Origin of the sequence: Halococcus qingdaonensis (assembly GCF_024508235.1) — an archaeon.
In the GTDB taxonomy this organism is placed as follows: domain Archaea; phylum Halobacteriota; class Halobacteria; order Halobacteriales; family Halococcaceae; genus Halococcus; species Halococcus qingdaonensis.
The window spans coordinates 367228-385686 of record NZ_CP101943.1 but is presented as its reverse complement, the minus strand read 5'-3'; the positions used below and the strand labels follow the sequence as shown (position 1 = coordinate 385686).

Here is an 18459-nt window from a genome sequence, read left to right as displayed (position 1 = left end):
CGGGCTTTTGTCCGCCTCCACCGGCGCTTTCGCCATGACCGACGACGCGGACGACGGACTCACGTACGCCGGTGCGGGCGTCGATATCGGCGCGAGCGAAGCCGCGACGGCGGCGCTCGTGGGGGCGGTCGACGACGAGGACGGCGAAGGTGACTACGCCGGACTGATCGACATCGGCGGCCAGTATCTCGCGCTCGCGACCGACGGCGTCGGCACCAAACTGCTCGTCGCCGAGGCAGTCGGCGACTACTCCACGGTGGGCATCGACTGCATCGCGATGAACGCCAACGATCTCGTGGCCGCCGGGGTCGATCCCGTGGCCTTCGTCGACTACCTCGCGGTCGACGAGCCCGACGAAGGGACCGCCGCCGAACTCGGTGCGGGGCTCGCGACGGGAGCCGAACGCGCGGATGTCGCGCTTGTCGGTGGTGAAACGGCAGTCATGCCGGAGGTGATCCGCGGGCTCGACATCGCCGGAACCTGTGCGGGGCTCGCCGACGAGAGCGATCTCTTCGGCGAGGCGACGGTCGGCGACGCGCTCGTCGGGTTTCCCTCCTCGGGTATCCACTCGAACGGGCTGACACTCGCACGCGAGGCCGCGACGCGCGCGGGAAGCTACGACGACCTCTTCCCCGATTCCGAGAAAACGGTCGGCGAGGTCCTGCTCGAACCCACCAGGATCTACACCGATCTCCCACTACATTCTCACGACACGCACGCCGCGGCTCACGTCACCGGCGGCGGCTGGACGAACCTCACACGGATGGGGGCTCACCGCTACGAGATCACGAACCCGCTCCCCGTCCCGCCGGTCTTCGAGTTCATCGCTGACCAGGGAGATGTGGCCGACGAGGAGCTCTACCGAACGTTCAATATGGGAATGGGGTTCATCGCGGCGCTCGCCCCCGACGACGCCGCCGCACTCGCCGACGCGACGGACGGGCAGGTCGTCGGTCACGTCACCGAGGGGACGGGCGTCGCTACCGACGGGCTGGAACTCGATTAAGAAGAAGACAGCACGGCATCGGAAACCGTCAGGACAGGTGTGCAGCGACGTCAGCCTCGGTGATGATGCCGAGCATCTGCCCGCTCTCGACGACGATGACGGCGTCGTGGTGATCGAGATGCGTATCGACCGTATCGAGCGTCGCCTCCGGAGCCACGGTCGTGATCGACTCGCGCATCACGTCCGCAACGGGGAGTTCGGCCGCGTTCTCCGAGGACGCCCGCCGGACATCACCGTTCGAGATGATACCGACGGGATAGCCATCGTGGACCACCGGTAGTTGCGAGTAGCCCTCCTCGCCCATCCGATCGATCGCCTCCCGAACGCTGTCGTCGGGCGCGATGGCGATCACCGAGGTGTGCATCAGATCGCGCGCACGCCGAATCCCACCCTCGGCGGCGTCGAGCGCCGTCACGATACGCCGCAGCGTCGACAGCCGCGGATCGACGTCGCCGCTCTCGATGCGTGCGATGAGCGGCTGTGAGACCTCGGCGCGATCGGCAAGCGCACTCTGGGTGAGTCCGACGCGATTCCGATGCTCGCGCAGATCCTCCGGCGTCGGCAGCTCCATACCCGCTGATAACCGTGGGTAATCAAAAGGATTGCGGACCCCCACCTTTTTAGACGGGGTCCTCGGCTCGCTCACGTCGTTCGCTCGCCTCGAATCTCGTCCAAAAATCTGGACCAAAAACTCCCGCTCACTCGGCCTGCGGCCTCGTTCGCGGCGAACCACGCTCGCTCCGCTCGCGCGGATACTGGTGCTTCCGCACCCGCCCCGCACAGCACCGCAGAAGCCCTCGACTGTTCGCTTCGCTCACAGTCTCGCCCTTCATCCACCAGGAACCGCACCGCCACTGCTCCGCAACCGCAGCTGAAATCGCTACAGCGACCGCTCGGCAGTTGCGACCGGCAAAAAGCGGTTGCCTCAGAGAAGCTGCTCGATGTCGTCGTGCTCTTCGATCTCGACGCCGTCTTCGGTGATCTCGGAGAGGATGATACCGTTGCCGCTGGCGGTGTCGCGCTCGACGGCGCTTTTGACTGCGCGCGCGGCGACGGTTCTGGCCTCGTCGTTGCTCAGACCGTCCTCGTACTGCTGTTCGAGCACACCGTAGGCGAACGGCGAACCGGAGCCGGTCGCGTCGTACTCTTCTTCCATGACGCTGCCCGCGGGGTCGATGCTGTAGATGTGAGCACCTTCGTCGTCGACGCCGCCGAGGATCGGCTGAACGATGTAGAAGGCACCGCTGCGCAGGAAGTTCGAAGTGAGCGTCGAGAGCGCCTGCATGCTCATCTCCTCGCCGCGGCGAGCCTCGTAGAGATCGGCCTCTGCACGGAGGTTGCTGATGAGCGCCTGTGCCGCGCTCACCGCCCCCGAAATCGTGAGTGCACCACGGGGGTGGATCTCGGCGATTTTCTGAGCGCGTTTGCTCGCGACCATGTTGCCCGCGCTCGCCCGGCGATCGGTGGCGAGCACGACGCCGTCGGTGGTCGTGATCCCGACGGTCGTCGTCCCGGTCTTGGTGATCTCGGCGTCGTCCATGTCGGGACTCGGCAGCGAGCCAAGCTCCGGACCGTAGATGTCGTCGGTCGCCTGTCGGCCGGGTTGCTCCAACTCCGGAGCGTCTGGTAGGTCAGGCATTGCGCCGTGTACTCGCCGGACGCTTAAAAGACCAGTCCTTCAGAAGTCCTACTCCTCGCTCGCGCGCTCGTACGCCTCGCCGAGACGCTCGACGAGCCGGCCGATCGGCAGCGAGAGGCCGGCGCGTTCGGCAGCCAGCGCGAGCGGGAACGTGACGATACCCAACAGCAGCACAGTCTGATACGCGGCGAACAGGGACGCGCGGTGCAGTCGTGCTTTCATGTCCTCGACGAGGGGTACCCGACCGTGTATATAACTGTATCGCACCAAAATCGTGAATGACAACCGACCGCATACCGCCGCAGTCGTGCGATTAAACCGTATTTGTGTCGGACACAATTCGGAGCGCGAATGCGTCGATAGAGGGCAGGGCGACCGACGACCCAGGACGTTCGTCGGCATAACCTATCGATGAGTTCGCGTTCACGTGCGCGGGAAACCACAAGGTACGACACGTTGGGGCCCCAGCGTAACGCATGGCAGATTATCTCGTTGCGATGGAGGCGGCGTGGTTGGTTCGTGACGTCGACAGCATCGACGACGCCATCGGCGTCGCGGTCAGCGAGGCCGGCAAGCGACTGAACGACGAGGATAAGTCCTACGTCGAGGTCGACGTCGGCGCGACCGGCTGTCCGGCCTGTGGCGAACCGTTCGACTCGGCGTTCGTCGCCGCAGGCACGGCGCTCGTGGGGCTGGTGCTCGAAATCGAGGTGTTCAATGCCGACGGCCGCGAACACGCACAGCGCATCGCCAAAAGCGAGGTCGGCGGCGCACTCAGAGACGTGCCCCTCGATATCGTCGAGGTCATCGAACACGACGTCGAAGAAGAAGAGAACTAACCGATATACCGGAGGTCGTCGTCGGTGGCCTGCTGGCCCTGCTCCATCTGTTGGATCTTCTGGACGACCTCCTCCATCTCGTCGGCGCGCTCTTCGAGCGACTCGAAGCCGACCTCGAACCCGACGAGATCCTCAAGTACTTCGAGCACCGCCCGCGCGCTTTTCGGATCGACGAGATAGCCGCTTGTCTCACCCATCAGACACGCTGCCGGCAGATCGCGGCGCTCGCCCAGCCCGAGCAACAGGCCGGAGACACCGACGATCCCGCCGGCGGGTTCGCCTTCACGGAACTCCACACCGTCGGTTTCGAGTTCCTCGGCGAGTTCGTCGGTCGTCGCGGCCCCGATGACGCCGTACTCGTCGATCAACTCGCCCGTCGGCACGCCGCCGAGCGCGAACACCCGCTCGGCCCCGTGATCGGTCGCGAGATCGAGAAAGAGATCCGTCATCCGGTAGTGGCCGGCAGCGTCCTGGGCCTGATGGTCGCCGGTGAGCACGAGCAGGTCCCGCCCGTCGGCTTCGATCGCATGGAGCTCGGCCGATGCGAGCTTCGCACGGCCGTTCTCGATGTTCACCTGCGGCGGGAAATGCTCCGAATAGACCCGCGCGACGAGCTCGCTGTCGAGTTCCTCCAAGAGGTGCTCGGCGACGAGCTTGCCGACGTGGCCCACGCCGGGCAGCCCCTCGACGAGCACTGGCTCGGCGAGCTCCGGCTCCGCGAGCGTCTCGACGTCGAATTCGTCCATGGCTCAATCCGCGTCGCGGCGCTTAAGAGCGCGTCGGTACTCGCCATATGGGTCCTCAGGGTTGTAGGGCGCTGGCGCGCTGTTGACCGCCGGACCGCCGCAGTCGGGACAGGTAGCGCCGAGGGTGTAGATCGGTCGGTCGTGAGTCGATTCCCACGCCTCACAGACGTGGATGGCGGCTTTCATCGCGACGGATTACTCGTCGTCGCTGCGGCGTTCACGGTGGAAATCGGCGGTGCCACCGTGATCGCCGATGTTGGCCGCCGCGCGGTCGGCGCTGGCTTCGAGCTCGCGCTCGGCGATCTTGTAATCGGGTGCCTGCACGCGGATGCGATATTCGGGCGAGCCGACGTAGGTGACGTCGAGATCGACTTCCTCGGGGATCTCGCCGTTACCCTCGGCGGCGTGGAGCGCATCGCGAATGACGTCGACACCGGCGCTGTCCGGGCTTTCGAGATCGACGTAGCCGGAGACCTCGACGTACGGCACCGAGACGTTCTCGCGGGCGGTCTGGACGATGGCGTCTATCTCCTCGTCCGAGAGATCGGTGTCGGCGAGCGCCTCCGTGCCGTGGATGGCGGCCTCCTCGAACCCGTCGTAGAGCGAACCGAACGCGGCGAGGAACTCGTTGGCCACCGTGGCGTACTGCTCGTCGGAGATCTCCTCGCCGAAGGCGATCGTCATCCAGTTGTCGGCCTTCTGTTCGGATTTCCACTCGCGGACTTTCTCCGAGCGCTGGTGATCGTTGACGTCCTTGAGCGAGAGGTCGATCTGCTGGGAGCCCTCGTCGACGTCGAGCACCTTCGCGACCACCGTCTGGCCGACGCTCACGTGATCGCGGACGTTCTTGATCCAGCCCGAGGCGACCTCGGAGATGTGGACGAGACCGCGTTTATCCTCGTATTCGGAGAGATCGACGAACACGCCGAAGTCGGTGATCTCGTCGACCTTTCCGACCACCAACTCGCTCGGATCCGGCCAGCCGCTGTATTTCATTGGGCCTCTGATTCACCCGCGATGGTGTCGGTCCGTTCGCGGCGCTCGACGGTGTCGAGGACCTCGCCCTCGAAGACGGCCTTGCCGCTCGTGGGTGTGGCGAGCGTCGTCCCACAGACCGCACACGGGACCGTGCTCGCGGCCTTGCCGAAGACGGCCTGTTCGTTCTCGCAATCCGGACAGCGGACGGTGTAGAAGTTCCCGGGCATGATTACTCCTGAAATTCGACGCGGCCGGCACGCCAGCCTTCGCGCAGGTGAGCGTTGCCGCACTCGCCACAGCGGTATTTGAGGTTCGTCTTCTTCGTGGGTTTGTCCCCACCCGGCACCTTCGAGAACTTGCCGGCGTTGCCGATGACCGACGTGCCCCGCTCGCGCTGTCGGTCGATCCACTTCATCCCGGTCTCGCGACCACTACGGACCTTCTCGACCTCGTGTTCGTGATGTTCGTGACAGTTCGGACAGTACGTGTTGAACCGGCGTGGTATCTGCATAGCTACTGCGCGTCGGTAACGGGCGGGCGGATAAAACCCGTTTGGTCTGGCGGGACCCGGCCGCGATGGCGTCGGCTCACCCGATCGGGACCCGTCGTTTGCCAGTGAAAGCGTTTTTGTCGGTCGCGGCGTTGTACGAACGATGAGTTCACCAGACATAAGCTGTCGTATCTGTAATGAATCGTTCGGAAGCGAGGAATCACTCAACGAACACATGGCCGAAGAACATCCCGAGCAAGGAATGGCCTGAACCGACCTCCCATGTCCGTCCGAAGCGCTTAGGTTCGTGTCGGCTGACGTTCAGTCATGAAGCGGCTCATCATCAACGGCGACCCCGACGTCCGGAAAGGGGGCATCATCGAACACGACGGCGAGGAGCTCGTCTGTTTCGGCATCAGCAAGCAGGGCGAGTGGCACGGCCCCGATCGCCCGCAGCTGTGGTGTACCGTCGGCACGGAAGACGAAACCGAGACCTACGAGCGCCGCCAGTTCATCCCGATGCATCTCGACGTCGAGGCCGTCGACGCCGAGTCCGTCGAGGTGCTCCAGCGCAAGGGCGAACTCACCATCTGAGCGCGCCCGTGAACCAAGCGTGAGAGGGACGAACCGCCGGACGACCGTTCTGTCGGTGCTCGTCGTCGCCACGCTCGTCGTTTCGGCCGGCTGTATCGGTCTCAGCGAGCGGTCGCTGCCCGACAGCCTCGCTGGCTACGCGGGCGATCCCGACAACCCCTACGGCGACCGAAACATCACCGTGGCCGTGGCGGCCACCGACTCCGGGCGGTCGTTCGCACCGCTGGTCGCCGACGCCGCTGACTACTGGGAGACACGCGGCGAGCGCTATCTGAACTACTCGGTGAACGTCACGTTCGTCGCGAACGAGAGCGATCCGGACATCCGTGTGTCGTTCGTGCCGCGGATCGATCGCTGTGGCGAGGTCGAGAGCGCCGCCGGCTGCGCGCCCGAGATCACGTCGCCGTCACAGACGGGCGAGACGGTCGGAGTGCGCGCGCTCGACAACCTCTCGGCGAACTCGACGGTGCGCGTGCTCGAACACGAGTTCGGTCACGCGCTCGGGCTCGGCCACGGCGATCCGCCGCGCGAGCTGATGGCGACACACACGACGCTGACGAGTCTGCCGAAACCGAACGCCAGCGAGCGCGCGCTCGCGTGGAACGATTCGACCCTCTCCGTCTTCGTCGCCGATGGGGTCTCGGCGGCCGAACGCGAGGGGATCGACCACGCGCTCGACTACTACGACCGCGGTGCGGAGGGCCACGTCCCGAAAAACGTCTCCTTTCGCGTCGTCTCTCGCTTCGAGAACGCCGACGTCGTGATCCGCACCGCCGAGCGCTCGCCCTGTGGCCCCGGCGCGGGCTCGTGTGGCTCGGTCTTCGGCAGCGACAGCGACGGCGACGGCGCGCTCGAGACGTACACGCGCTTGGAGATCGTCTACAGCGATCTCGACGCCGACGCCGTCGGCTGGCACGTCGCGCGGTGGCTCGCGCTCGGCTTCGGTATCGAGAACGAATCGGCCTACCCGCCGGTGCTGCGCGAAACGACGGGTCACGACGAGCGCCGGGGCGACTGGTGGCGCTAGCTACCGCACCGAGCCCCACTCGCGCCGCCGAACCGAGTAGCTCCCACACTCCGGACAGACCTGCCAGCGTTCGTCGAAGCCCGAAGCACAGTCTCGGCAGACGTATTCGGTCCCCTCGCTGTCCTCCCGTCCGATATACCGGTTGAGTCGTTCGAAATAGCTCATCCGCAGGCCACTCCCATTCGACCATCGGCCACAAGCGGTAAATACTTTGTCTGATTCGTCACATCATTCGTCCAATTGATATAGATTGTCATTCTCTCGTCATCGAGTCGTTCGTGGCTTCCCACTCCCGCTCCCGATATCCTCCTTCTTTCCCCCGTCACCACTTACACGAGGCAGCCACGATGGCTACCCGCGCCAGTCACGGACGTGTTTCGATTCGTCGACGTGGACGGCTTCCTTGTCCGTCTTCCGAATCCAAGACGTGAACTTCTGCATCTCCTCGCTCTCTTTGAGGTCGGCGACGGTGTTGAACCGCTGTTTCAGTTCGTGGTTGGTGAAGACGGCGTGGATCTGGCGGTGGCAGGGATCACAGATCCTGGCGATCGGGCTTTCCTTACGGTTCTGCGGCGTCAGATGGTGTCGCGTCGTCTCGACGGAGCGCTCGCAGATGGCGCACTCGCCCATGGTGATCCTCCGGCGCGCTCGGTCTTGACCCTTCGGCGGCGAAAAGGAGTAAGTTCAGTCGAGAAACGCCGGCGAGGTCAGTTTCTCGTCGCGTTCGCGTTCGAGATGGTCGCCGAACGCCTCGACCGAGACCCCGTCGCGCTCGCGCTCGGCACGGTCGCGGACCGACACCGTCCCGTCCGCCTCCTCGGTGTCGCCAACGATCAGCATGTACGGCACTCGGTCGTCGTGGCCCGCACGGATCTTGCGCCCGACCGTCCACGAACGCGTCTCGACCTCGGTGCGGAAGCCGTCGAGGTCGTCGGCGACCGACTGCGCGTAGGCGATGTTGTCGTCGCTCACCGGGAGAATCCGGACCTGCTCGGGCGCGAGCCAGAGCGGGAAGTCGCCGCCGAAGTGCTCGATGAGTACGCCCATGAACCGCTCGAAACTGCCGAGCAGCGCACGGTGGACGACCACCGGCCTGTGCTCGTCGTTGTCCTCGCCGACGTAGCTCAGATCGAGGCGTTCGGGTATGTTGAAGTCAACCTGCACGGTCCCGATGGTCCACTCGCGCCCGAGCGCGTCGAGGGCATTCAGACCGATCTTCGGGCCGTAGAAGGCGGCTTCACCGTCTTCGATTTCGTAGTCCAGCCCTTCGGATTCGAGTGCTTCCCGCAGCGCATCGGTGGCATCGCTCCAGATATCGTCGCTACCGATGGCGTTGTCACCCTTCGTCTCGATCTTGTAGAGCACGTCGAGATCGGCGTCGCTGTAGATTTCCTCGATGATCTGGAGGGTATGGGTGATCTCATCGCGGATCTGGTCACGGCGGACGAACGCGTGACCGTCGTCCTGGGTCATCCCGCGCACGCGAAGCATACCCGAGAGCTCGCCGGACTGTTCGTTGCGATAGACGGTGCCGAACTCGGAGTAGCGGATCGGGAGGTCCCGGTAGGAACGGCGCTCGCGGCCGTAGAGGTAGGCGTGGTTCGCGCAGTTCATCGGCTTCAGGCCGTACTCGGTGTCGTCCTGCTCCCAGTTGAACATCTCACCCTGTTCGGTGAAGTTCTCGTAGTGACCCGTCGGCTTCCAGAGCTCGGCCTTGTTGAGTTCGGGCGTCCAAACCTCCTCGTAGCCCAACTCGTCGTTTTTCGTCCGAATGTAGTCTTCGAGTTCACGGCGCATCGCCATGCCGTTCGGATGGAAATGCACACAGCCGGGCGAGTGTTCGGGCACGCTAAAGAGATCCATCTCCTGGCCGATCTTGCGGTGATCGCGTTCCTTGGCCTGTTCGCGCCGTTCGAGGAATTCCGCCAACCCGTCCTCGGTCGGGAACGCCGTCCCGTACACCCGCGTGAGCGTCTCGTTGTCCTCGTCGCCACGCCAGTACGCCGCCGAGGTTTCGAGCAGCGAGAAGCCGCCGATCTCGCCCGTCGAGTCGACGTGTGGCCCCTGACAGAGATCGAAGAAGTCGCCCTGCTCGTAGAAGCTCACGGGGTCCTCGCCGGCGGCCTCGGTTTCGAGGATTTCGCTCTTGAACGGGTTGTCGTCGTAGATCTCGATCGCCTCCGCGCGCGGGCGTTCGACGCGCTCGATAGGGAGGTCGGCCGCGATGATCTCCTCGGCTTCGGCCTCGATCGCGGCCAGGTCGTCCTCGTCGAGATCGACGTTCGCGATGTCGTAGTAGAAGCCGTCGTCGGTCCACGGCCCGATGGTGAGTTTCGCAGCAGGACGGAGACGGCCGAGCGCCTGCGCGAAAACGTGCGCTGCCGAGTGGCGGAGCACGTCGAGATACTCGTCGGACTGGTCGGTGACGATTTCGAGATCGATGTCCGTCTCGATCGGTTCGGCGGCGGCGACGAGATCGCCATCGACCACGCCCGCGACCGTATCGCGGCCGAGTCCAGGACCGATCTCGTGGGCCACGTCTTCGACCGTCGAGCCGCGCTCGACCTGCAGTTCGGAGCCGTCCGGCAGCGTCACGACGACATCGCTCATGGCACCGATAGGTTCCACGCGGGGGATAAGCCTGTTGAGACGACGCCTCCGTCGCAGCGCCTCAGACCGCTTGCCCGGAGAGGCGCAACAGCTGTGCGGCGCGGTCGGCCTTGGCGAGGAACACCTCCCGGAGAGTGGGCGGCGTCTCGATGCGGGTCTCGGCGAGCAGTGATTCGGGCACCCAGAGCGTGTCCTGGGGCACGCCGCTGTCGCCGTCGACGGCGAAGTGGCTCGTTTCGAGCTTCATCACCAGCGGCAGGTCGGTCCGTTCGATCCCCTCGCCGGCGGCGTACAGCTGCTCGTTGAGCCGCTCGTGGGTGGCGCGCTGGATGAACGCGCCCGTCTCCGCGTCGGGGGTGGGTTCGATGGAGAGCCGGCCGACGTAGTAGCCGCGCGAGAACCGTTCGAACATGCTGTGTGTACTACTACCACACACCCAGGGATAAGCGTTTCCGCGGCCTCAGTCGTGCCCCCAATCGGAGATGCCGAGCACGACGTCACACTCGGGACAGGTCCAGACCTTCGGCGTGCTTGCGGCGCTGGCCTGCTGGAGTCGCTCCGTCCAGGTGCTGATATCGGCCTCACAGTGTGGGCAACGAGCCATGTCTTGTCGTACCACAGGAAACCACTTGTAGTTTCGGGCGGCCCAACCGATGGATACAGTCGGACCGAGGCACGGACGGCCAGCGCGCTTTTACTGCTCGACCCCCGAACGACAGTCAGTGAACACGAACGCCGTCGCGGTCGTTCTCGTGTCGATACTGTTCTGTGGACTCGTGGGCGTCGGTGTCGGACCACAGCTCGGAGCGACCGAAACGACCACTCACACCGCGACCGAGGACGTCGGCCGCGACGTCTCGGTGTTCATGCAGCGCGGCGTCGCCACGGCCAACGGCTCGGTCGATTCGGGCATGTGGGTTGCAGCCTTCGAGACTGCCGAGAACCAATCGCGCAGGGAGGCGCTCGTCGCCAAGCGCGCGGCGACACTCAGCGTGCGCCTCGACAGGCTCGCGACCCGTATCGAAGCGTTCCGGACGCAAGCGAACGGCTCCGCCAGCCACCGAGCACGGAGAGCACGCCTCACTGCCGACCACGACGCCCTCAGCACCGCCATCAGCGAGGCGAAGACGACCGCGACGAGCGAGGGCGTGAACGCATCGTCGCTCGACCGGCTCGGCCAGCGCGTCGAGAACCTTTCGGCGGTTCCGACGGCAAGCAACGGGAGTGCGCAAACCCCCGGACGAACCCCCGGAACGATGGACACGCGAACGAGCGATCGAACCGACCGCTAAGACAACGTTTTACGCCTCGGGCACTAACCGTAAGTGAATGGACTCCGCGGCGCTGCTCGACCTTCTCGGCAACGAGAACCGCCGACGCATCCTCCGATTGCTCGCCCAGCGGCCGTTCTACGTCACCGAGATCAGCGATTCGCTCGGCGTGAGCCCGAAGGCCGTCATCGACCACCTCCGGAAGCTGGAGGAGGCAGGGTTGGTCGAGAGCCATGTCGACGACGGCCGGCGGAAGTACTTCCGCATCGCGCGCAACCTCAGACTGGAGGTGAACGTCTCGCCGTACGAGTTCGGTGCCAAAAGCGCCTATCCGGCGAGTTCGAGCCTCGATCTCACGACCTGTCGGTACGTCTCCATCGACGTCTCGCGAACGGAGACGAGCGATCTCGCCGAGCTCGCCGCCGATCTCCGTCGGTTCGAGCGACTGGAAGACGAGCTCTCACTGGCCCAGCGCTGGGTGCAAGGCCGGCTGGCAGCGCTACACGACACGCTCACCGACCGCCTCCAGGACCGACTGAACGGTGACGGGATCGCCGAGCACGGCGACGCGCGCTTCTGTGCGGAGGTTCTCGGTGCCATCGAGACCGGCACCGATACCGCCGACGCGATCGCCGAACGGCTGGGCGTCCCGCTGGCGATCGTCGAGGACGCGCTCGATCTGTTGGCAACGAACGACCTCGTCCATCGTGAAGACGGACAGTGGACCGTCGAATGACGGATCGGCGGGAAAAACATCAAGCAGGGGAGTAGCTGCGTACAGAGAACTAAATACATCGAACCGCCACTAGTATTTATTACAGAACAGACGGTAGTTCTGTTATGGAGAGCAAACGTATTGCTGTACTTGCTGGGGTTATTGGGATCATCGGTGCGGCCGTCAAGATCGTACCGGAGATTCTTCTAGAGAGTCTGTTCGAGCAGCCGCTACCGGGCTGGCTACCCACGTTTGGAACGATCGGGGAGACAGTAACACTGTATAGCTATGGAATGGATGTCATCGGAGCGCTGCTGATGGTGGTCCTCGCGATCGGGTTCGGCTATTCCGTGATCCGACAACTCGATCTCAGCAACGAGTATCGACAGTTCTGTGGTGCAGTCGTCGCCGGAACGACGGTTCCGCTCGTTCTGCTATGGACGGTAGGCGTTGGAGCCTTCATTCTCGGGAAGGTCAGTGCGTTCACTGTGCTTGTGACGACCGCGATGGTTCTGCGTCTATTCGCCACCGTCTCGCTACCTGTTATGGTCAGTATATTCGCTGGTGCAGCGTTCGGTCACTTCTCACGGGATAATGCCTCGCCGCCCGAGCCAGACGAGATGAGCGCTGACACGATGTCTCCGACGAGCTAAATTAACCTCTACTGCAACTGTCAATTACGTGCCGTAAGGAGGCCGGCGACAGTCGTTGGGGACACACTCGGTCTTCTGGCGACGAACGATCTCGTCCATCATGAAGACGGACAGTGGACCGTCGAATGACGGATCGGCGGTGAGTGTCTGCAAGCAGAGAAGGAGCGTCTGCAGTAGTCGACCATCCCGCGGGTCCGATTCCGCAACCGCTATGCGCCCGGGTTCGCATGCCTTTATGATGGTCTCAGCGTGGCTGTACCTCGTCGTTGCAGCGATCTTCGAAACCGGCTGGGCGCTCGGTCTCGAACTCTCGGACGGCTTCACGGAACTCGTCCCCAGCGTCGCGACGGTGATTTCGATGGCTATCAGCGTCGTGTTGCTGGCCAGAGCCGTACAGTCGCTCCCGATCGGAACGGCCTACGCCGTCTGGACGGGCATTGGAGCCGCCCTGACAGCCATTCTGGGCGTCGTTCTGTTCGACGAGGCCTCGAGCATCGCCCGCTTCGGGTTCATCGGTCTCATCGTCGCTGGCGTCGTCGGACTAGAGGTTACGGGCCATTGAGGCTCTCCCACGGCCTCGACGGGTCGTCCGGTTTGGCGAAGTGCGCACTACAGTTCGCGCGTCAGCCCGTCACGCAGATCACGTCCGAAGTAGTGACCGACGAGTCCGGCGAGCAGTCCGACGCCGGCGGCGACAGCGATGACCGGAGCTCCGACTCCGCCGATCGTCAGTGCGAAGTAATCGAGCAGCGTGCCGAGGGCGGGCACGAGCGCACCAGCCAGACCGGCTTCGACGTAGTGGCGGCGCTCGCTCGCCGCGCCGAGTGCAAAGGCCGCGAAAAAGACGCCGACGTATCTGAGTATCGCGCCGAGGATCGGGACGAACCCGCCGAGAGCGACGCCGACGCCGGTAAGCACGAGCGCGACCAGAAAGACCCGCGGCGAGAACAGTTCCTGCACGCGCTCGCGCAGCGTCGGGCCGTCGCTCGCCGTCGCCGGTTCGTCGTCGACCGCCTCGGCCGTGGTCTCGACCTCCGCGAGCAGCTCGTCGGTGTCGCGGGTCGTCGTTTGTTCGCCGGCACGGTCGGCCATACGGGAACGTGTGCCCCGAACGACATGGACCTTTCCCTGTCGATCGGTTCGATCGTGACCCCTCAGTCGCCGAGCGCGGTCAGTTCGTCGACGTCGGGGATCGCATCGCTCGCGGCGGTGATCTGCTGCATGCGCTGGCCGTGTTTGCTGGTGGCGTATTCGACGAGTTCGTTCGGCTCGATACCTGGTTCGTCGCTCTCGTAGTCGGGGATCGACGCCTGCACCAGCGGGAGCAACTCGCCGACGGTGTCCTCGATGACCGACGCATCGACCCGTTCGCTTTCGACGAGCTCCTTGAGTTTCGCCATGCCGAAGCCGACGTGGCGACCCTCGTCGCTGCGAATCGAGGTGAGCCCCTCGACGAGCCCCGGCAGGTGCGGTACGTCGGGGTAGGTGTCGGTATCGAACTGGCGGGTGAGGCCGTAATAGCCAGTTTGAGCGAGAATTCCCTCGACAGTCATGTGGTAATGTGAGTACGCCTTCGCACGGTTTTCCGGCGTGTCGTCGTCGAGTAGCCGTGCCATCGCGCGCTCGTTGCGCTCGAACAGTTCGTCGTATTCGTCGGAGAACCACCGTTCGTCAGCCGGCGAGCTGCGCTCCGCACCGCGGTCGTCCTCGGCCGGGTGAATGACCTCGCGCCAGTACCGATCGAAGAAGTCCGCGTGTTTGGCCTCCTCGTAGAGCTGGGTCGTGATGAACAGCTGATCCTCGAAATCGTCGAGGACGACCGACAGCGGCGCGAGGTCCTCGGCGACGGCGTCCTCGCCAGCACCGAACAGCGCGAGCGCACGCTTGAGCCCCTCGAAACCGACCTCGTCGAGATCGGCCAGCGCAGCACGGTCGGCTGTGAGATCGATCTCGTGGGGATCCCAGTGTTTCTCGACGGCGTGACGGTAGTAGCGGTACGTTCGTGCGTCGGTGTCGATCTGCATCGGCGGTTCGGTCCCCGACATCTCGTGTGAGATACACGCCACCGACTCATGAAGCTCCCGCCGGTTCGACGAGGATATTTATATATCGATATGCGGTTCAGTGGCGCGATCGGCGGAAGGACGAATTGAAGTCCGCGAGGGCGGTAGTCGGGGTATGAATCCGGGCGATCGCGTCCGTCTCACGCGCGAGGGACGGACCCACGAGGGCGTTCTCATGCCCGCCACGACGGCCGAGCGCGCCGTGCTCAAACTCGACGGTGGCTACAACGTCGGTATCGATAGAGAGGGAAGCGAGATCGAGGTCGTCGAGGTTGGTGTCCACGACGTCGGCGGCGCGGACGCGAGCGAGTCCTCGGAGGTGGCGCTCGACGAGGAACTGCCGACGATCGCGCTCGTTTCGACGGGTGGCACGATCGCCTCGACGGTCGACTACCGAACGGGAGCCGTGACGGCGCGGTTCGACGCCGAGGACGTGCTCCAGGCGGTGCCCGATCTCGCGGGGCGGGCGAACTACCGCGGGCGGGTCGTGGCGAACATCCTCTCGGAGAACATGACTCCCGACGTCTGGCAGGAGCTGGCCCAGGCGGTCCACGAAGAGATCGAAGCGGGTGCCGACGGCGTGGTCGTGATGCACGGTACGGACACGATGCAGTTCTCGGCGAGCGCGCTCGCGTTCATGCTCGATACGCCGGTCCCAGTGGTCTTTACGGGCAGCCAGCGCTCGGCCGACCGACCCTCCTCGGACAACGTGATGAACGCCGTCTGTGCGGTCGAGGCGGCCAAGAGCGACTGTGCGGAGGTCATGGTCTGCATGCACGCGAGCGATTCCGACGACCGGTGTGCGCTTCACCGGGGAACCCGCGTGCGGAAGAACCACACCTCGCGCCGTGACGCCTTCGAAACCATCGACGGGACGCCGCTCGGTCACGTCGACTACGAGGCCGACGAAGTGAGCGTCTACGAGGAGTATCGCGAGCGCGGCACAGTTGACCTCGCCATCGCATCGGCGCTCGAAACCGACGTCGAACTGGTGAAGTTCACGCCCGGCACGAGCGAACGATTCCTCGACGTCGTCGAGGGGAGTGCGGGACTCGTCCTCGAAGGCACAGGGTTAGGTCACGTCCACACCGACTGGATACCGCGGATCGAGGAGCTGATCGATGGGGGGACGACGGTCGTGATGACGAGCCAGTGTCTCTCGGGGCGGGTCTGCGATCGGGTCTACGACACCGGGCGCGACCTGCTCGATGCGGGCGTGGTCGAGGCCGAGGACACCCTGTCCGGCACTGCAAAGGTGAAGCTGATGTGGGCGCTGGCGAACGAGGACGACGTCGCCGGGGCGATGAGCACGTCGCTGGCCGGCGAGTGCACCGAGCGATCGGTGCCCGCCGAGAGCCTCGCCGACGGGGGTCGTGTGCAGTGAGTACGGGCATCCACATCCGACAGGCTCGCCGAGAGGATTACGAGGCGGTCGTGGAGTTCACCCGCGGGACGTGGGCCAATCGCGAGGCGAGCGATTACATCCCGGACGTCTATCACGAGTGGGTCGCGAGCGACGGCGATCGCCAGCGGACGTTCGTCGCCGACGCCGGCGACGACATCGCGGGCATCTGTCAGGGCGTGCTGCTCTCCGGGCACGAGGCGTGGGCCCAGGGGATGCGCGTCAACCCCGACTACCGCGGGGCGGGTCTCAGCACGAAACTGAACGACGCGCTGTTCGCGTGGGCGCGCGAGCACGGAGCAGCCGTTTGTCGGAATATGGTCTTCTCGTGGAACGTGGCCGGACTGGGCGGGTCGCGCGCCGCTGGGTTCGATCCACGGACAGAGTTCCGCTGGGCGCATCCTGAGCCCAAATCCGAGTCGAATCGTAGTAGAAGGGGGTCGGACTACGACGTGATCGACGCGCCCGACGATGCCTGGGGCTACTGGCAGCGCTCGGCGGCACGCGACGCTCTGGACGGACTCGTTCTCGACGGGAACGAGTCGTGGGCCGTCTCGGAACTCACCCGCGAGCGCCTGCGCCGGGCGGCCGACGAAACGCAGGTGTTCGCCGTCCAGGAAGCGGATGGCACCCGGGGGATGGCCCATCGGGTGCGCGACTACGAGCGCGAGCAGGACGGCGAACGCGAACACTGGGCCGAGTACGGTGTCGGCGCGTGGGATGATCTCGATGCCGCTCGCGCCCTGTTCGACGCGATCAGCGCCGATGCCGCCGAACTGGATGCCGACCGCACGCGAGTGTTGATCCCCGAGACGTCGCGGCACGTCTCGGACGCCGCGGCCGCCCGCGTCGGGGTGAGTGGCGAGCCTGATTTCGTACTCGAAGCTGATCTCTCCTGAACTCGTACGTCAGTCCGCTCGCGAAACTACCACGAGCGAGCCGCAGGTGAGCGAGCAGTCCTTTGCTTCGCCCGGCGTCTCGGCGAGCGACGCGAGCGGAGGCTCAGGAGAGCAAGCTCTCCTGGTGGATGAAGGGCGAGGCCCGCGAAGCGGGCCGAGGGCTTCGGCGGTGCTGTGCGGAGAATGGATAGCATCCGCGCGAGCGAAGTCGTTCGAGAGAGCTTCGCTCTCTCGTGATGACGAAAGACGCTCCGCGTCTTTCGAACCACGAGCGCGGTTCGCCGTGAGTGACCGAGCGTAGCGAGGGAGCGAGCGGGAGTTTTTAGTCCAGGTTTTTGCAAGTGGGGGTCAAGCGAGCGAACGTAGTGAGCGAGCGCGACCCCTCGCAGCAAAAAAGTGGGGTCCTAGTAATACCAGGGAACGTCCTCGAACTCGGGATCGCGACCGTCCATGAACGCCTCCCGGCCCTCTCGCGCTTCGTCGGTCATGTAGGCCAGGCGAGTGGCTTCGCCGGCGAAGACCTGCTGGCCGACCATGCCGTCGTCGGTGGCGTTGAAGCCGTATTTGAGCATGCGGATGGCGGTCGGTGATTTGCCGTTGATCCGGTCGGCCCAGTCCAGAGCCGTGGCTTCGAGCTCGTCGTGCGGGACTGCCTCGTTGACCATGCCCATCTCGGCGGCTTCGTCGGCGTCGTAAGTTTTCCCGAGGAAGAACACTTCGCGGGCTTTCTTCTGGCCGATCTGTTTGGCGAGATAGGCGGAGCCGAAGCCACCGTCGAAGCTCGCGACGTCGGGGTCAGTCTGGAGGAATTTCGCGTGCTCCCGGCTGGCGATGGTGAGATCGCAGACGACGTGGAGGGAGTGGCCGCCGCCGACCGCCCAGCCGGGGACGACCGCGACGACGGGTTTCGGGAGGTGGCGGATCGCGCGCTGGACTTCGAGGATGTGGAGCCGGCCGGTGTTCTCGCTGTCGCCCTCGCTCCCGTCGTATTCGTAGCCGGAGCCGCCACGGACCGATTGATCGCCGCCCGAGCAGAAGGCCCAGCCGTCGTCCTTCGGCGAGGGACCGTTGCCGGTCAGCAGCACGCAGCCGACGTCGGTCTGGCGTTTGGCGTGGTCGAGCGCCGTCGCGAGCTCGTCGACGGTTTTGGGGCGGAAGGCGTTGCGTACCGCGGGGCGATCGAAGGCGATGCGCACGGCCCCCGACTCGGTGGCCCGGTGGTAGGTGATATCCGTGAAGTCGAACCGATCGATCGATCGCCAGCGGTCGGGGTCGAACAGTGCCGAAACCATACCGGTACTGCGCCCGGATGAGCGAAAAACCTTGGTAGTCGGGCGGTGGCGGCGGTAACGTTACGTGAGCGGCCGACCGACTTGTGGCGTATCGTCACTGCCGGAGTTGTTCGGCAACTCGCGGTTGTGTGGCACACATGCGCACTGGCAAGCCAAGAGACTAAGTGTCCGACTCCGTGTTATCCCAGCGCCACAGCGATACATGCACTCGATGCATCCAGACAACCCAGAGAAC

General features: G+C 64.8%; 27 protein-coding genes. 11 read left to right on the top strand and 16 right to left on the bottom strand.

The features are described 5' to 3' along the window. Window positions 1–34: 34 nt before the first annotated feature. Window positions 35–1006 (top strand): phosphoribosylformylglycinamidine cyclo-ligase, encoded by a 972-nt coding sequence (gene purM / locus NO363_RS02005; RefSeq protein WP_256686500.1) that lies wholly within the window; start codon window positions 35–37, stop codon window positions 1004–1006. Window positions 1007–1034: 28 nt separating this feature from the next. On the opposite strand, the gene NO363_RS02000 is transcribed toward purM, so the two are convergent. From NO363_RS02000 to NO363_RS01990, 3 genes are all read right to left on the bottom strand, one after another. Then, the gene (locus NO363_RS02000) at window positions 1035–1577 is read right to left on the bottom strand and encodes a CBS domain-containing protein (RefSeq protein WP_256686492.1); all 543 of its coding nucleotides are present in this window, start codon (window positions 1575–1577) and stop codon (window positions 1035–1037) included. A 354-nt stretch (window positions 1578–1931) separates the two neighbouring features. Continuing rightward, entirely contained in the window at window positions 1932–2645 is a 714-nt protein-coding gene (psmB, locus tag NO363_RS01995) for an archaeal proteasome endopeptidase complex subunit beta (protein ID WP_193788318.1), read from the bottom strand. A gap of 48 nt (window positions 2646–2693) precedes the next feature. Then, on the bottom strand, window positions 2694–2867 hold the full coding sequence (locus NO363_RS01990; protein ID WP_004055595.1) for a hypothetical protein: 174 nt from the start codon (window positions 2865–2867) through the stop codon (window positions 2694–2696). A 254-nt stretch (window positions 2868–3121) separates the two neighbouring features. On the opposite strand from NO363_RS01990, the gene NO363_RS01985 reads away from it, so the two are divergent. Beyond that, window positions 3122–3484, top strand: a complete 363-nt coding sequence (locus NO363_RS01985; RefSeq protein WP_256686488.1) for a DUF555 domain-containing protein — start codon at window positions 3122–3124, stop codon at window positions 3482–3484. Here the strand turns inward: NO363_RS01985 and NO363_RS01980 are convergent. The 5 genes from NO363_RS01980 to NO363_RS01960 are packed head-to-tail and all read right to left on the bottom strand — an operon-like array spanning window position 3481 to window position 5719. Next, complete coding sequence (locus tag NO363_RS01980) at window positions 3481–4230, bottom strand: proteasome assembly chaperone family protein (protein ID WP_256686486.1); 750 nt, start codon at window positions 4228–4230, stop codon at window positions 3481–3483. The two genes, NO363_RS01985 and NO363_RS01980, sit on opposite strands and share 4 nt — an antisense overlap. A 3-nt stretch (window positions 4231–4233) precedes the next feature. Next, window positions 4234–4416, bottom strand: coding sequence for an RNA-protein complex protein Nop10 (locus NO363_RS01975; protein ID WP_256686485.1), 183 nt, complete (start codon window positions 4414–4416; stop codon window positions 4234–4236). 9 nt (window positions 4417–4425) lie between these two features. Then, window positions 4426–5226, bottom strand: coding sequence for a translation initiation factor IF-2 subunit alpha (locus NO363_RS01970; RefSeq protein WP_256686483.1), 801 nt, complete (start codon window positions 5224–5226; stop codon window positions 4426–4428). Beyond that, entirely contained in the window at window positions 5223–5435 is a 213-nt protein-coding gene (locus NO363_RS01965; RefSeq protein ID WP_244701659.1) for a 30S ribosomal protein S27e, read from the bottom strand. The genes NO363_RS01970 and NO363_RS01965 overlap by 4 nt, the downstream gene beginning before the upstream one ends. Window positions 5436–5437: 2 nt before the next feature. After that, entirely contained in the window at window positions 5438–5719 is a 282-nt protein-coding gene (locus NO363_RS01960) for a 50S ribosomal protein L44e (RefSeq protein WP_004055622.1), read from the bottom strand. Window positions 5720–5861: 142 nt separating this feature from the next. Between NO363_RS01960 and NO363_RS01955 the strand changes: the two genes are divergently transcribed. The 3 genes from NO363_RS01955 to NO363_RS01945 are packed head-to-tail and all read left to right on the top strand — an operon-like array spanning window position 5862 to window position 7319. Beyond that, a complete protein-coding gene (locus tag NO363_RS01955) occupies window positions 5862–5969 on the top strand; it encodes a C2H2-type zinc finger protein (protein WP_152420480.1) in 108 nt (35 codons plus the stop codon). 56 nt (window positions 5970–6025) lie between these two features. After that, the gene (locus tag NO363_RS01950; protein WP_256686475.1) at window positions 6026–6292 is read left to right on the top strand and encodes an HAH_0734 family protein; all 267 of its coding nucleotides are present in this window, start codon (window positions 6026–6028) and stop codon (window positions 6290–6292) included. A gap of 19 nt (window positions 6293–6311) precedes the next feature. Continuing rightward, window positions 6312–7319 carry a matrixin family metalloprotease gene (locus NO363_RS01945; protein ID WP_256686473.1) on the top strand — a complete coding sequence of 336 codons (1008 nt, stop codon included), beginning with the start codon at window positions 6312–6314 and terminating at the stop codon, window positions 7317–7319. On the opposite strand, the gene NO363_RS01940 is transcribed toward NO363_RS01945, so the two are convergent. The 5 genes from NO363_RS01940 to NO363_RS01920 form a co-directional block, all read right to left on the bottom strand. Further along, complete coding sequence (locus NO363_RS01940) at window positions 7320–7484, bottom strand: FmdB family zinc ribbon protein (RefSeq protein ID WP_256686471.1); 165 nt, start codon at window positions 7482–7484, stop codon at window positions 7320–7322. 186 nt (window positions 7485–7670) lie between these two features. Then, window positions 7671–7949 carry a hypothetical protein gene (locus tag NO363_RS01935; protein ID WP_256686469.1) on the bottom strand — a complete coding sequence of 93 codons (279 nt, stop codon included), beginning with the start codon at window positions 7947–7949 and terminating at the stop codon, window positions 7671–7673. Window positions 7950–8003: 54 nt separating this feature from the next. After that, complete coding sequence (gene thrS / locus NO363_RS01930; RefSeq protein ID WP_256686468.1) at window positions 8004–9929, bottom strand: threonine--tRNA ligase; 1926 nt, start codon at window positions 9927–9929, stop codon at window positions 8004–8006. A 61-nt stretch (window positions 9930–9990) separates the two neighbouring features. Then, window positions 9991–10341, bottom strand: a complete 351-nt coding sequence (locus NO363_RS01925; RefSeq protein WP_256686466.1) for a DUF5802 family protein — start codon at window positions 10339–10341, stop codon at window positions 9991–9993. 48 nt (window positions 10342–10389) lie between these two features. Next, a complete protein-coding gene (locus NO363_RS01920; RefSeq protein WP_162832755.1) occupies window positions 10390–10533 on the bottom strand; it encodes a hypothetical protein in 144 nt (47 codons plus the stop codon). 118 nt (window positions 10534–10651) lie between these two features. Here NO363_RS01920 and NO363_RS01915 point away from each other — a divergent pair, with 118 nt between their 5' ends. The 4 genes from NO363_RS01915 to NO363_RS01900 all read left to right on the top strand — a co-directional run bounded on the left by NO363_RS01915 (window position 10652) and on the right by NO363_RS01900 (window position 13130). Further along, entirely contained in the window at window positions 10652–11221 is a 570-nt protein-coding gene (locus NO363_RS01915) for a hypothetical protein (protein WP_256686465.1), read from the top strand. A 37-nt stretch (window positions 11222–11258) separates the two neighbouring features. Further along, window positions 11259–11936, top strand: a complete 678-nt coding sequence (locus NO363_RS01910; RefSeq protein ID WP_256686463.1) for an ArsR/SmtB family transcription factor — start codon at window positions 11259–11261, stop codon at window positions 11934–11936. A 104-nt stretch (window positions 11937–12040) separates the two neighbouring features. Next, on the top strand, window positions 12041–12568 hold the full coding sequence (locus NO363_RS01905; RefSeq protein WP_256686461.1) for a hypothetical protein: 528 nt from the start codon (window positions 12041–12043) through the stop codon (window positions 12566–12568). A 238-nt stretch (window positions 12569–12806) separates the two neighbouring features. Beyond that, window positions 12807–13130 carry a DMT family transporter gene (locus tag NO363_RS01900; protein WP_256686459.1) on the top strand — a complete coding sequence of 108 codons (324 nt, stop codon included), beginning with the start codon at window positions 12807–12809 and terminating at the stop codon, window positions 13128–13130. Window positions 13131–13177: 47 nt separating this feature from the next. Here the strand turns inward: NO363_RS01900 and NO363_RS01895 are convergent, their stop codons facing one another. Then, window positions 13178–13660: a DUF8526 domain-containing protein gene (locus NO363_RS01895; protein WP_256686458.1), complete on the bottom strand. Its 483-nt coding sequence runs from the start codon at window positions 13658–13660 to the stop codon at window positions 13178–13180. A gap of 62 nt (window positions 13661–13722) precedes the next feature. Further along, a complete protein-coding gene (locus NO363_RS01890) occupies window positions 13723–14613 on the bottom strand; it encodes a ribonucleotide-diphosphate reductase subunit beta (RefSeq protein ID WP_256686456.1) in 891 nt (296 codons plus the stop codon). 133 nt (window positions 14614–14746) lie between these two features. Here NO363_RS01890 and gatD point away from each other — a divergent pair, with 133 nt between their 5' ends. Together gatD and NO363_RS01880 are read left to right on the top strand one after the other, a co-directional pair. Continuing rightward, on the top strand, window positions 14747–16015 hold the full coding sequence (gene gatD, locus NO363_RS01885; RefSeq protein WP_256686454.1) for a Glu-tRNA(Gln) amidotransferase subunit GatD: 1269 nt from the start codon (window positions 14747–14749) through the stop codon (window positions 16013–16015). After that, window positions 16012–16932: a GNAT family N-acetyltransferase gene (locus NO363_RS01880; RefSeq protein WP_256686453.1), complete on the top strand. Its 921-nt coding sequence runs from the start codon at window positions 16012–16014 to the stop codon at window positions 16930–16932. Before gatD ends, NO363_RS01880 begins: the two co-directional genes overlap by 4 nt. A 404-nt stretch (window positions 16933–17336) precedes the next feature. Here NO363_RS01880 and NO363_RS01875 read toward each other — a convergent pair whose 3' ends face one another. Beyond that, window positions 17337–18224: a 1,4-dihydroxy-2-naphthoyl-CoA synthase gene (locus tag NO363_RS01875; RefSeq protein WP_256686452.1), complete on the bottom strand. Its 888-nt coding sequence runs from the start codon at window positions 18222–18224 to the stop codon at window positions 17337–17339. Window positions 18225–18459 lie beyond the last annotated feature (235 nt).